A 13305-nucleotide genomic window follows, 5' to 3' on the forward strand; every position below is an offset into this window, starting at 1 on the left:
TTCAGAACCGGTACGCGGCGAACACGCCCACGGTGTTCTGGTTTTCGTCGGCGACGATCGGGCTGTCCTTCGCATCGCCCTGCAGCCGCGCCGCCGTCGCGCGCGCGCCGAGGCTCCACTTTTCGCCGAGCCGGTACGTCGCGCCGAGCGAAAAGCGCACTTCGCTCGCGCCCGCGTCCGGCGTGTACGGGGCGAGGCCCGACGCTGCCGCCTGCGCGGCGTCGACGCCGAAGAACGTCTGGTTGCGCTTGGCGTTGCTCCAGCTCACGCCGGGACCGAACGACACGCGCAGGCGGTCGGTGACGTCGAGGTTCGCCTGCGCGTCGAGCGAGACGATCGTGCCGTGATCCTTGCCCGCGGCGTCGGTCGCCACGCCGCCGGACAGTTCGAACCAGCCGCGCTCGTAGACCGCGTAGAAACCGGCGTAAGCCGTCCCGTCGATGTCGCCGAGGCCGCGCAGGCGCGGATCTTCGTCGGCGTCGTCCTCGTCGCGCAGCTTCGTCGGCTGCGCCGAGATCGCCGCGCCGACGCGGAAGTTTTCCGTGTGCCACAGGTCGTAGCCGACGCCCAGTCCCGGCATGCCCGGCGCGCGGCCGACGAAGAAATTGCCGCGGCGCGCGTTGATGAACGGCAGCGCCTGCGTTTCGGTCTTGTCGCTGCCGGGAAACAGCGGTCGCGACCCGACGCCCGCGCCGAGCACGACGTGCCACGCATCGTCGTCGGGCGGCGCGTCGGCGATGGCCGCGCCGAACGGCAGCAGGACCGCGAACGCGGCGAACGTATGGGCTTTGCGGCGGACAAACGCGGTTTCTCGATTCATCGTTCCAGCTCCGATTGCAAGGTCAATTGGTTGTTGCGTACGACACCCGGCTCGTGCGCCGGACGAAAAAAACTGCGCGGCGCGGCGGCGAGCCGCGTCGACGCAGGCGAAAACCACGGGAACGACGAGGAGCGACAACGCGGTCGACGTGACGAGTCCCCCGATCACCGCGATGGCCATCGGCTGGCGGAAGCTCGCGTCGGGGCCGAGACCGAGCGCGATCGGCGCCATGCCGGCGATCATCGCGAGCGACGTCATGACGATCGGCCGCGCGCGCTTGGCGCACGCGTCGAGCATCGCGTCGACGGCGCTCAGGCCGCGTTCGCGCATACCGAGCACGGCGTATTCGACGAGCAGGATCGAGTTCTTGCTGACGATGCCCATCAGCATGACGAGGCCGATCAGCGCCGGGATGTCGAGCTCGCTGCCGCCCAGCAGCAGCGCGACGAACGCGCCGCCGAGCGACAGCGGGATCGCCGAGAGTATCGTCAGCGGCTGCAGAAAATCCTTGAACAGCACCGCGAGCACGCAGAACACGCAGACGAGGCCGACGACGATCGCCATTGAAAATCCGGCCGCGAGTTCGCCGGCCATTTCGGCGTCGCCTTCTTCGACGAGACGCACCGACGACGGCAGCGCCGCGACCGAGGGCAGGGCCATGGCGGCTTCGAGCGCCGGCCCGAGCGGCGAGCCGCCGAGATCGGCCGTGAGCATGACGTAGCGGCGCCGGTCGTAGCGCTCGATCTGCGCCGGGCCGCTTTCGAGTGCGACGGCGGCGATCGTCGACAGCGGCACGAGGCCGTCGCGGCCCGGCACGCGCAGGTTCGCGAGCGCGGCGAGATCGTTGCGCGCCGCGTCGGGCAGGCGCACGCGAATGTACAACTGGCGGTTGTCGAGATTCAGGCGCGCCACGCGCGCGTCGAAGTCGCCGCTGGTCGCGATGCGCAGCGTGTCGCCGATCGTCGCGGCGGTGACGCCGCGTTCGGCGGCGAGCCGCGCGTCGGGACGAAACACGATCTCGGGGCGCTCCAGGCTCGCGCTCGACGTGACGTTCGACAAAGACGCCACGCCGCGCAGCTCGCGTTCGATCGCGCGCGCGCTCGTCGTCAGCGCGGCGGTGTCGTCGCCGGTCAGGATCAGCTGCAGCTTCTCGCCGGGCGCGCCGGACGACAGCGCGAAGCGCGCGCCGGCGACGTCGCCGAGCCGCTCGCGGATGCGGCGTTCGATCTCGCTCTGACCTTCGCGCTCGCCGCGCGGCGCGAACGTCAGTACGAGGCTGCCGCGGCGCACGTCGGCGGCCTCGCCGTCGTCGTTTTCGCCGGACGTCGCGCCCGCGGTCGCGAACACGCGCGCGATGCCGTCGACGCCCGCGAGGCTCGCGCGCGCCGCTTCGATCGCCGCGAGCGTATCGGCGAGCGAACTGCCGGGCGGCAGCTCGACCGCGATCGTCGTGTGGCCGCGGTCGGCGGCCGGCACGAAGCCGGTCGGAATCAGCGGCACCAGCGCAAGCGACGCGGCGAGAAACCCCGTGGCACCGGCGAGCGTCGCCGTGCGATGCGCGAGGCACCAGCGCACCGCGGCGAGATACGAGCGCGTGACCCGTCCGTCGACATGTTCGCGCTGCGGCGCATCCTTCAGCACGAAGGCGGCGAGCATCGGCGTCAGTGCGCGTGCTACCAGGAGCGACATCAGCACGGCGACGACCGCGGTCCAGCCGAACTGGCGGAAGAACAGGCCCGGCACGCCGCTCATCAGTGCGGTCGGCAGGAACACCACGACGAGCGCGAGCGTCGTCGCGACGACGGCGAGCGCGATTTCGTCGACCGCGTCGACGACGGCCTCGCGCATCGGCTTGCCGTAGCGCCGGTGTCGTTCGATGTTTTCGACCTCGACGATCGCGTCGTCGACGAGCACGCCGACGATCACCGCGAGCGCGAGCAGCGTGAGCATGTTGAGCGAGTAGCCGAGCCAGTACATCGCCGCGAACGTCGGCAGGATCGACAGCGGCAGCGCGAGCGCGGCGACGAGCGTCGCGCGCCAATCGCGCAGGAACGCGAACACCACGAGCACGGCGAGCAGCGCGCCTTCGAGCAGCATCTGCATGGAGCCGGCGTATTGCTGGCGCGTGTAGTCGACGCGGTCGTACACGATGTCGGCGCGCAGCGACGCATCGCCGGCCGCGAGTTCCGCGAGCGCCGCGGCGACGCCCTCGGCGATGCGCGTGTCGTCGTGTCCCTTGGCGCGGTACAGGCGAAACCCGACGACCGGCCTGCCGTCGAGCAGTGCGGCCTGCCGGCGTTCGGCGGCGCCGTCGCGCACCGCGGCGATCTCGTCGAGGCGCAGGCGCCGGCCGTCCGGCAGCGCGATCGGCCAGGCCGCGAGTTCGCTCGCGCGGCGCACGGTCGCGATCGTGCGCACCGACTGCTCGGCGCCGCCGACGCGGCCCGCGCCGCCGGACGATTCCTGCTGCATCTCGCGCAACGCGCGCGACACGTCGGCGGCCGTCACCCCGAGCGCGGCGAGGCGTACCGGATCGACCTCGACGCGCACCTCGCGCGCGACGCCGCCGACGCGCTCGAAGCGCCCCACGCCCGGCACCGCGAGCACGCGCTTGGCGATCGTGTCGTCGACGAACCACGACAGCGCGGTTTCGTCCAGGCGCGACGACGCGACCGCGTAGCCGAGTATCGGTTCGCCGGCGACGACGACCGATTCGACGGTCGGCTGCAAGAGGTCTTCGGGCAGGTCGGCGCGCGTGCGGTCGACGGCGTTCTTGGTTTCGATCAGCGCATCGGACAGGCGCTTTTCGAGCACGAACTCGACCCGGATCGTGACGAGGCCGTCGCTGACCGTCGTGCGCAGGTGCTTAAGGCCCGCGAGCGTCGACAGCGAATCTTCCACTTTGCGGGCGACTTCGGTTTCGAGCTGCGCCGGCGCCGCGCCGGGCTGCGCGAGCGTCACGACGACCACCGGCAGGTCGATGTCCGGCAACGCCTGTACCGGCAGCCGCGCGAAACCCCACAGGCCCGCGAGCGTCAGCAGCGCGAACAGCAGGATCGCCGGAATCGGATTGCGGATCGACCACGTCGCGAGGTTCACGGCGGCGCTCCGACCACCTTGACGACGTCGCCGTCGTTGACGAGCCCGGCGCCCTTGGCGACCACGCGATCGTGCTCGGCGAGTCCGCCGACGATTTCGACGCGCGCGGCGTCGCGCCGGCCGACCGCGACCGGCTGCAGCGCGATCGCCGACGCCGTGCCGGGCGCGACGAGGCGCGCGACGAACGTATTGCCGTCGCGAACCACGAGGCTCGCGGCCGGAATCACGAGCGCCGGGCTGTCGCGCAGCACGACGCGGCCCTGCACGTACATGCCGGCGCGCGCGCGGCTGCCGGGTTCGAGGTCGGCGTAGACGATGCCGAGCCGCGTGCGCGCGTCGAGCGACGGCGCGCGCCGGCTGACGGTCGCGCCGACTTCGCCGCCGTCGGGCAGGCGCAGCGCGACGCGCTGGCCGATCTCGATATCGATGAATTCGTGCGCCGGCAGTTCGCCGCGCCATTCGAGCCGGTCGGCGCGGATCAGGCGAAACAGCTCGTCGCCGACGTTGGCGACGGCGCCGAGCGTCGCGACGCGCGCGCTGATCGTGCCGGCGTCGGGCGCGACGACGTCGGTGTAGCGCAGCTGCACCCGCTTGGCCTCGAGCGCCGCGGCGGCGGTCTTGGCCGCGGTCGCGAGCTGCTGCACGTCCTGTTCGCTCATGCCGCCGCGCTCGCGCACCGCGACGCCGCGCGCGCGATTCGCCTCGGCCTGCTCCCAGGCCGCCACGAGCTGCGCCTCCTCGGCGCGCAGCAGCGCCGCGTCGAGCCGCGCGAGCAGCTGTCCCTTCGACACGCGGTCGCCGACGTCGGCACGCACGTCGACGAGGCGATAGCCGCCGATCTGCGTGCCGACGACCGCCTCTTGCCACGGTGAAATCGAGCCGAACGCTTCAAATGCGACGGGCCAGGTCGTCGACTGCGTCGCAGCGGCGGTGACGGTCAGCGCGGTCGCGGTTTCGGCGCCGTGCACGCGGCTCGCGGCCCATAGCGCGGCGGCGGCGAAGAGAACGCGGACGGCGCGGCGCGGCCATTGGACATCTGAACGGAAAATACGGGTCATATTCGTTTTTTGTTAATCGGGCCGATGTGCGACGGGAAAATGACGAATGGCCCGCAAAGCGAGCAGCGACGGGGCGCGAGTGTGTTTTTGTCTTTTTAAGGATTGTTTAAATCGCGTCATTCAGGCGGCATTGCGCCGTCTTAAACAAACCTTAAAATCCCGCCGGCATAAATCGCCCCGCGGAGGGTCCATGTCGATTGCGAAAATCCTGCTCGTCGAAGACGACGCGATGCTGGCCGAAGCGGTCGGCGCGGGCCTGCGCCGGCACGGCTGGCGCGTCGACAACGCGTCCGACGCGGTGGCCGCGCGCCTCGCGCTCGTCGAGCACGGCTACGGCGCGGTGCTGCTCGATCTGGGGCTGCCGCGCGGTTCGGGCCTCGACGTGCTGCGCGCGCTGCGCGCGGCGTACGACACGACGCCGGTCATCATCATCACCGCGCGCGACCAGCTCGGCGACCGCATCCGCGGCCTCGACGCCGGCGCCGACGACTATCTCGTCAAGCCCTTCCAGATCGACGAGCTGTTCGCGCGCCTGCGCGCCGTCGTGCGACGCACGAACGGGCAGGTCGCGCCGGCGCTGCGCTACGGCGAGATCAGCCTCGACCCGGCGCAGCGCTCGGTCACGCGCGACGGCGTGCGCGTGCACCTGTCCACGCACGAGTACCGCACGCTGCTGGCACTGATCGAGCGCCCCGGCCGCGCGGTCGCGCGCAGCTTCATCGAGAATCGCGTCTACGGCGACGCGTGCGCAACCGAAAGCAACACGATCGCGGTGTACATCCACCAGCTGCGGCGCAAGCTCGGCGACGATCTCATCGCGACCGTGCACGGCTACGGCTACCGTCTGGGCGACGAGCGGTGACGCGTTCGCTGCGCACGCGGCTGTTTCTCGTGCTGCTGCTGCCGTTCGTCGGCGCGTGGCTGATCGCGATGATCGTGCTCGGCACGGCGTTCATGCGCGAACGCATCGGCGACTGGGAAGACGATCTCGTCGCGATCGCCGTGGAGGTGATGTCGGCGATGCCGGCCGACCTGCCGGCGCTGTCGGCCGGGCCGCGCCTGACGCCGTTGCCGGTCGATCGCACGGGCGTGAACGATGTCGACGACATCGAGTTCCAGGTATGGGTGAAGGATCGGCGCGAAGCGATCGTGCTGTCGTCGCGTTCGACGGGCGAACCGCTCAAGCCCGACTTCGTCGACGGTCGCCAGACGCGCACGATCCGCGGCGTCGAATGGCGCGTCTACGCGCTGACGGATACGACCGGGCGCGTGCAGGTGCAGGTCGGCAAATCGCTCGATCTGATTCTCGCGGAAGTGCGCCGCAAGGTGAGCCGGGCGCTGGCGGTGTCGATCGTGGTGTTGCTGTTGCTCGCCCTTGCGATGAAGGCCGTGATCGACTGGTCGCTCAAGCCGATGGTGCGCGTCAACGCGGCGATGGCCGCGCGTTCGGCGACCGATCTCGAACCGCTGCCGGGCGGCGATCTGCCGAGCGAGGTCGGGCCGCTGGTCGATTCGTTCAACCGCCTGCTGGCGCGCGTCGATCGCGCGGTGCGCCGCGAACGCCAGTTCTTCTCCGAGGCGGCGCACGAGCTGCGCACGCCGCTGGCCGTGCTGCTCACGCAGGCGCAGGTGGCGCTCGGCGCGCGCACGCTGGCCGAGGCGCGCGGATCGCTCAGGCAGCTCGTGCGCGGCGTCGAGCGCAGCGCGCGGCTGTCGCAGCAGCTGCTCGATTCGGCGCGGCTCGACGTCGAGCATCGCGGCGGCGCCCAGGCGCCGCTCGACCTTGCCGCGATCGTCGCGATGGTCGTCGACGACTACGGCGCGATGGTCGCCCAGAAGCATCAGGCGATCACGCTCGACGCGGAACGCTGCCCGATCGTCGGCAACATCGACGAGATGGGCGTGCTCGTCGCCAACCTCGTCGACAACGCCGTGCGCTACACCGGCCGCGGCGGCCGCATCGCCGTGCGCTGCCTGCGCGAAGGCGCGGCCGTGCAGCTGCAGGTGTTCGACGACGGCCCCGGCGTCGCCGACGGCGACCGCGAACGCATCTTCGACCGGTTCTTCCGCGTGCTCGGCAGCAACGAGCGCGGCAGCGGCATCGGCCTGTCGCTGGTCGCCCGCATCGCGCAGTCCCACCGGGCGACGATCGCGACCGGACGAGGCCTCGACGGCCGCGGATTCGGCGTGACCGTGGCGTTCGCGCTCGCGGCCGGGGAGCCGGACAAGGTATCGGATACGGGGATTCTCGCCGCGACGTGAGTCGCCGCGCCCCCCGATTACGCGTTGTGGACACCTGCGCGCGTTTTTGCGCTTTGGATCACCGAAGCCGCCCGGCCTCCCGATCGGGGAGGGAGGTTCGGCCTACCCGCGCCAGTAAGGGTTGGTGCCGCCGTCCGGACGCAATTGGAAACGTTTGTAATGCCACTGGTACTGCTCGAACGCGAGATTCACGCATTCTTCGACGCCGCGATTGAGCGCGGCGACCGCCGTGGGCAGGTCGGCGTCGGCGATGCCGTCGGGCGCGGCACGAAAGCGGATGCGAAAGCCCGCGCCGTCCGGCAGGCGTTCGGCGAACGCGAACAGCACGGCCGCGCCGGTGCGGTGCGCCAGACGCGACAGCAGCACCATCGTCAGCGCCGGCACGCCGAAGAACGGCGCGAACTCGCCGTCGCCCTGCTTGGGCTGCTGGTCGGGCAGGATGCCGACCGTGCCGCCGGCCTGCAGTCGCTTGTACAGCGTGCGCACGCCGGCGCCTTCGGCGCGCACCTGTTCGGGGCTCAGCGCGCCGCGCGCGCGCAAGAGCAGCGGTTCGAGCGCCGCGCGCCGCGGCGGGCGGTAGACGATCGCCATCGGCGTGCGGCTGCACAGCCAGATGTTCAGAAGCTCCCAGCAGCCCAGGTGCGGCGCGGCGACGATCAGGCCCTTGCCGGCCGCGAGCGCGTCGCGGAACAGATGTTCACCGTCGACCTCGCGCACGAGCGCGAGCGCGGCTTCGGGGCCCGCGCCCCAGACTTTTGCGATCTCGGTCAGCGATTTGCCGGTTTCGCGCAACGTGCGGCGTGCGATTTGCTGACGCTCTTTTTCGCCGTATTGCGTAAGTACCAGCGAGAAATTGACCTCGGTGTGATGCCGCTCCGGCCCGTTGGTCAACCAGAACAAGCGACCCAGCCCCGCCCCGACCGCGTGCAGCGCACGCAGCGGCAGGCGGCCGACCAGCCGCAGCAGGAAAAACAAGATGGCGATATACCAGCGCATGGGAACCTGCGAGTTTACCGGGCGCATTGACCCGGCCGCCATGGTTGACGACTATCGCGCCCCCTTCGGTGCCGGGAATCGACATGATCGCCTTGATCCAGCGCGTTGCGAACGCACGTGTCGACGTGGCCGGCGAGACGGTCGGGCAGATCGGTCCGGGCCTGCTGGCGCTCGTGGCCGTGCAGCCCGGCGACGGGCAGCCGCAGACGCGGCGCATGCTGCAGCGCCTGTTGGGCTACCGCGTGTTCGGGGACGAGGCCGGCAAGATGAACCGGTCGCTGACCGACACCGGCGGCGGCCTGCTGCTGGTATCGCAGTTCACGCTCGCCGCCGACACCGATTCGGGCATGCGGCCGAGCTTCACGAGCGCCGCGCCCCCCGCCGAAGGCGAACGCTGGTTCTCGTATCTGGTCGAACTGGCACGCGCCGCCCACCCGAGGGTGGAAACCGGCCGGTTCGGCGCCCATATGCAAGTGCACCTCGTCAATGACGGACCGGTCACGTTCCGTCTCGAAGTACGCTGAAGGCGCTGTTTTGCGTTATGCATCCGGGACGGCCCGCTCGCCGTCCGAAGCGCCCTTGACAGCCCTCCTATAATCCCAAGTCTTTGTTTCCAGCCGATACAGCCATGGCCATCGAGAACACCACGCAGGACCAGCAGTCCGACCTCAAGCTCCTCATCGTCAAGGGGCGCGAACAGGGCTACCTGACCTACGCCGAAGTCAACGACCACCTGCCGGACGACATCGTCGACCCCGAGCAGATCGAAGACATCATCGGCATGATCAATGGCATGGGCATCGAGGTGCATGAAATCGCGCCCGATACCGAATTGCTGACGCCCGACGCGCCGTCGGCCGTGACCGACGACGAAACCGCGACCGAAGAAGCGGTCGCGATGCTCGCGGCCGTCGACGCCGAAGTCGGCCGCACCACCGATCCCGTGCGCATGTACATGCGCGAGATGGGCACGGTCGAACTCCTGACGCGCGAGGGCGAAATCGCGATCGCCAAGCGCATCGAGGAAGGCCTGAACGCGGTGCAGACCGCGCTCGCGAGCTTTCCGTGGTCGATCCACCTCCTGATCGAGGAATACGACCAGCACGTCGAAGGCAAGCGCCGCCTGTCCGAAGTCATCGCCGGTTTCGCCGACGTCGAGGAGCCGCAGCCGGCCATCACCGACGACATGCTCGAAGCCGACGAGGGCGCGGGCGCCGCCGCCACCAAGGACGACGAGGAAGAAACCGAGGGCGGCGAAGAGGCCGGCCCCGGCGAAACCGGTCCGGACCCGGAAGAGGTCAAGCGCCGCCTCGAGGAACTGCGCCAGTTCTACGGCAAGTTCCAGAAGACCGGCGAAAAGAACGGCCTCGCCGACAAAAAGGCGCAGAAGCTGCGCGAGCAGATGGCCGAGGCGTTCCTGAAGCTCAAGCTGCCGGCCGTCATGATCGACAGCTTCGTCAAGAAGCTGCGCGACGTCGTCAACAACATCCGCAACCACGAACGCATCATCATGGATCTGTGCATCAAGCACGCCAAGATGCCGCGCAAGGACTTCCTGCGCTCGTTCCCGGGCCAGGAGATCAACCTCGACTGGGCCGAGGACCTGATCCGCAAGAAGCAGAAGTGGTCGTCGGGCATCCGCGCGCACAAGGACGAAATCGTCGCCGAACAGGAAAAGCTCGGCGCGATCGAGCGCGGCCTGTTCCTGTCGCTGCCCGACATCAAGGAAATCAACCGCGCGATGTCGATCGGCGAGGCGAAGGCCCGCCGCGCGAAGAAGGAGATGGTCGAGGCGAACCTGCGTCTCGTCATCTCGATTGCGAAGAAGTATACGAATCGCGGCCTGCAGTTCCTCGATCTCATCCAGGAAGGCAACATCGGCCTCATGAAGGCCGTGGACAAGTTCGAATACCGCCGCGGCTACAAGTTCTCGACGTACGCGACGTGGTGGATCCGCCAGGCGATCACGCGTTCGATCGCCGATCAGGCGCGCACCATCCGCATCCCGGTGCACATGATCGAGACGATCAACAAGTTGAACCGCATCAGCCGCCAGATGCTGCAGGAAATGGGCCGCGAGCCCACGCCCGAAGAGCTGGCGAAGAAGATGGAAATGCCCGAGGACAAGATCCGCAAGGTGATGAAGATCGCCAAGGAGCCGATCTCGATGGAAACCCCGATCGGCGACGACGAGGATTCCCACCTGGGCGATTTCATCGAAGACACCAACGTCGATTCGCCGGTGGAATCGGCGACGTCGACGGGCCTGTCGGAAACCGTGCGCGACGTGCTCGCCGGCCTCACGCCGCGCGAGGCGAAGGTGCTGCGCATGCGCTTCGGCATCGACATGAACACCGACCACACGCTGGAAGAAGTCGGCAAGCAGTTCGACGTGACGCGCGAACGCATCCGCCAGATCGAAGCCAAGGCGCTGCGCAAGCTGCGCCACCCGAGCCGTTCGGAGCAGCTGCGCTCGTTCCTCGATCTCGATTGATCGACGCCGGGTGACTTCGGGCCGGATCGCACGCAGCGATACCAGGGCCGCCGCGCTGCTCGTCGGCGCGGCGGCCTTGCTCGTTCTGGGCGTGCACTGGGGCAGTTTCGGCGGACATTTCCTGTCCGACGATTTCGGGTTTCCGTGGGGCCTGTACCACGCCGCCGCACGCGGCGACGTCTGGGGCTACGTCTGGGACCACGTCGTCGTCACCACGCCGCAGCCGGGCAATTTCTACCGGCCGGTCGGCTTTCTCTCGTTCGCACTGAACTGGCTCGCCGTCGGCGCCGAGCCGCTCGGCTGGCGGCTCGTCAACTTCGCGCTGCATCTGATCAACGGCCTGCTCGTCTATCGCGTCGCGCGGCGCATCGCCGACGGACAGGCGCACGCGCGCTTCGCCGCGGCGTGCGCGGCGGCGCTGTTCGTGGCGTATCCGCTTGCGCCGGAAGTCAGCGCGTGGATGGTCGCGCGCTTCGACGCGCTCGCGCTCGCCGGCGTGCTGCTGGCGCTCGACCGGCATCTCGCCGCGCGCGCGTGGTTCGACGGCGCGCGCATCGCGAGCCTCGCCGCGTTCGCGTTCGCGCTCGGCAGCAAGGAGCCGGCGATGACCGCGCCGGCGTTTCTCGCGCTCGGCGGCTTCTTCGTCGTGCATGCGCGCGAACCGCTCGCGCGCCGCGCCGCGCTCGCGCTGCGCGACGTCGTGCCGGCGCTCGTCGTGCTCGCGGCATATCTCGCGTGGCGGCGCTATCTGTTCGCCGGCAACATGGTCGAGGTGTACGCCGGCTCGTCGCCGCTCGCGCATCTGTCGCCTGCGCAATTGTGGAATCATCTCGTCGGCATGCGGCCGATACCCGATGCCGCGTTCGGCGGCGCTTGGCCATGGGCTGCGTTCGTCGTTGCCTTGGTCGCCGCGTGGAACGGCGTGGGCGCGTGGCGACGCGGCGCGTTCGCGACGCTGTGGCTGTTGCCGCTCTTCGGCTTCGCCGTGTCGGTCGGCGCTGTGCTGCCGCATTTCTCCGGCGTGCCGGAGAACGGCGAAGGCGCACGGCTGTTCTATCTCGCCGGAAGCTGGCTCGCGTTGTGGCTGGCGCTGCCGCTCGCCTGCCGCGATGCGACGCGCACGCGTGTCGGCGTCGCATGGGCGCTCGTCGCGTTGTTCGTCGCGGGGCAGGCGCAGGCGATGGTGCCGTGGCGCAAGGCCGGACAGGCGATGAACGCGTTGTTCGTGGCGATCGACGACGTCGTCGCGCACGGCGATCCGAACGTGCACGCGCTCGTGGTCGTACCCGACCACTGGCGCAGCGCGCCGTTCCTGCGCAATGCGCAGGGCGCGCCGACGATACCGCCGTTTCGCCGCGCGTCGGTCGCGTCGCGCGTATCGCTGTTCACGCCGGTCGCCTACGCCGAATGGGCTGGCCGCATCGCGCGCCGCGACGTGCCGTGGACGCCGGCGCAACCGGTCGTGCCGCACCTGTACTGCTTCGATGCCGACGCCGCGCGGTTCGTCGCGCTCGATGTGGCGACGACGCCCGACGCGCTGGCCGACTGGCCGGCCGCGTGGCAGGCGGCCATCGCGGGTTCGGCGTGCGCGGACGAGTTTCGGCGCTGACGTCGCCGGCGCGTCACACGGGCCGAATGCGACGATGGTGTTTGCGTGAGCCGCAGACGCGCGTGCGATGCGGCTACTTCGCCGCCGCGCCGCGCCGTTCGCGCGCCCGGTCGAGTTCGACGCAGAGATTTTCCGCGCCGTCGAGAAATCGCGGCGACGGCCGGCCGAGCGTCGGCGTCGACAGCGGCACGAGATTGCCCCAGGTCGCGGCGTTGAGCGTCGTCAGCGATTTCCAACCGGCAAGACCGTCCTCGCCCTCGCCGTTGAACGTGACGATGACGTCGGGATTGGCCGCGACCACCGCTTCGCGGTTCACGGTCGGCACGGTGGGCGCAAGGTCGCCGAAGATGTTCACGCCGCCGCACAAGGCGATCGCATCGCTGATCATCTGCTGGCCGTTGACCGTCATCAGCGGCCGTTCCCACACCTGGTAGAACACGCGGATCGGCGGTCGTCCGGCATAGCGCGCGTGCAGTTTTTCGCGGCGTTCGCGCAGGTCGTTCGCGGCGCGCGCGGCGGCTTCGTTCGTGCCGGCCAGCGTGCCGAGGTCGGTCAGCGATTTGGCGATGTCCACGATCTTGCGCGGCTCGCTGTAGTACACCGGAATGCCGAACACCTTGAGCTTTTCGAGCACGGCCGCCGAATCGACATGCGACCACACGACGATGAGGTCGGGTTTCAGGCTGACGATGCGCTCCATGTTGATCATCGCCGCGTCGCCGACCTGCGGCACGGCCTTCGCCTCGGGCGGGTAGTCGGTATAGCTCGACGTGCCGGCGACGTAGGCGCCGGCACCCGCCGCGTAGATGAGTTCGGTCGTGCTCGGCGCGAGGCTGACGATGCGCCGTGCCGGCGCCGCGAGCGTCACGGTGCGGCCGGCGTCGTCGACGACGCTGATCGGCTCTGCGCGTGCGGCGAACGACACGACGGTGGCAAGCGTGAACAGGGCGGGTCGAAACACGGGCGT

The 13305-nt window shown here is 69.6% G+C and carries 9 protein-coding genes; 5 read left to right on the forward strand and 4 right to left on the reverse strand.

Going from position 1 to position 13305, the window contains the following annotated elements; translation table 11 throughout:
• Position 1 precedes the first annotated feature (1 nt).
• Positions 2-3919, reverse strand: coding sequence for an efflux RND transporter permease subunit (locus OD750_RS13355; RefSeq protein ID WP_272841948.1), 3918 nt, complete (start codon positions 3917-3919; stop codon positions 2-4).
• Positions 3916-4977, reverse strand: coding sequence for an efflux RND transporter periplasmic adaptor subunit (locus OD750_RS13360; protein WP_263545733.1), 1062 nt, complete (start codon positions 4975-4977; stop codon positions 3916-3918). The genes OD750_RS13355 and OD750_RS13360 overlap by 4 nt, the downstream gene beginning before the upstream one ends.
• A 190-nt stretch (positions 4978-5167) precedes the next feature.
• Here OD750_RS13360 and OD750_RS13365 point away from each other — a divergent pair, with 190 nt between their 5' ends.
• Both OD750_RS13365 and OD750_RS13370 read left to right on the forward strand, forming a co-directional pair.
• Positions 5168-5839, forward strand: coding sequence for a response regulator transcription factor (locus tag OD750_RS13365; RefSeq protein ID WP_263545734.1), 672 nt, complete (start codon positions 5168-5170; stop codon positions 5837-5839).
• The gene (locus OD750_RS13370; RefSeq protein WP_263545735.1) at positions 5836-7239 is read left to right on the forward strand and encodes an ATP-binding protein; all 1404 of its coding nucleotides are present in this window, start codon (positions 5836-5838) and stop codon (positions 7237-7239) included. Before OD750_RS13365 ends, OD750_RS13370 begins: the two co-directional genes overlap by 4 nt.
• 102 nt (positions 7240-7341) lie before the next feature.
• On the opposite strand, the gene OD750_RS13375 is transcribed toward OD750_RS13370, so the two are convergent.
• Complete coding sequence (locus tag OD750_RS13375; protein WP_263545736.1) at positions 7342-8235, reverse strand: lysophospholipid acyltransferase family protein; 894 nt, start codon at positions 8233-8235, stop codon at positions 7342-7344.
• A gap of 83 nt (positions 8236-8318) precedes the next feature.
• On the opposite strand from OD750_RS13375, the gene dtd reads away from it, so the two are divergent.
• The 3 genes from dtd to OD750_RS13390 all read left to right on the forward strand — a co-directional run bounded on the left by dtd (position 8319) and on the right by OD750_RS13390 (position 12338).
• Entirely contained in the window at positions 8319-8759 is a 441-nt protein-coding gene (dtd, locus tag OD750_RS13380; RefSeq protein WP_263545737.1) for a D-aminoacyl-tRNA deacylase, read from the forward strand.
• A gap of 104 nt (positions 8760-8863) precedes the next feature.
• Positions 8864-10729, forward strand: coding sequence for an RNA polymerase sigma factor RpoD (gene rpoD / locus OD750_RS13385; protein ID WP_263545738.1), 1866 nt, complete (start codon positions 8864-8866; stop codon positions 10727-10729).
• Positions 10730-10805: 76 nt separating this feature from the next.
• The gene (locus tag OD750_RS13390; protein WP_263545739.1) at positions 10806-12338 is read left to right on the forward strand and encodes a hypothetical protein; all 1533 of its coding nucleotides are present in this window, start codon (positions 10806-10808) and stop codon (positions 12336-12338) included.
• Between the two features lie 73 nt (positions 12339-12411).
• On the opposite strand, the gene OD750_RS13395 is transcribed toward OD750_RS13390, so the two are convergent.
• A complete protein-coding gene (locus OD750_RS13395) occupies positions 12412-13299 on the reverse strand; it encodes a cobalamin-binding protein (protein ID WP_263545740.1) in 888 nt (295 codons plus the stop codon).
• Positions 13300-13305: the final 6 nt, after the last annotated feature.

Source organism: Tahibacter soli (assembly GCF_025717065.2).
Lineage (GTDB): Bacteria > Pseudomonadota > Gammaproteobacteria > Xanthomonadales > Rhodanobacteraceae > Tahibacter > Tahibacter soli.

What these genes read in the sequence shown, in the direction of transcription:
- rpoD (WP_263545738.1), top strand. Translation starts at nt 8,864, where the DNA reads ATGGCCATCGAGAACACCACGCAGGACCAGCAGTCCGACCTCAAGCTC.
- OD750_RS13375 (WP_263545736.1), bottom strand. Translation starts at nt 8,235, where the DNA reads ATGCGCTGGTATATCGCCATCTTGTTTTTCCTGCTGCGGCTGGTCGGC.
- OD750_RS13365 (WP_263545734.1), top strand. Translation starts at nt 5,168, where the DNA reads ATGTCGATTGCGAAAATCCTGCTCGTCGAAGACGACGCGATGCTGGCC.
- OD750_RS13360 (WP_263545733.1), bottom strand. Translation starts at nt 4,977, where the DNA reads ATGACCCGTATTTTCCGTTCAGATGTCCAATGGCCGCGCCGCGCCGTC.
- dtd (WP_263545737.1), top strand. Translation starts at nt 8,319, where the DNA reads ATGATCGCCTTGATCCAGCGCGTTGCGAACGCACGTGTCGACGTGGCC.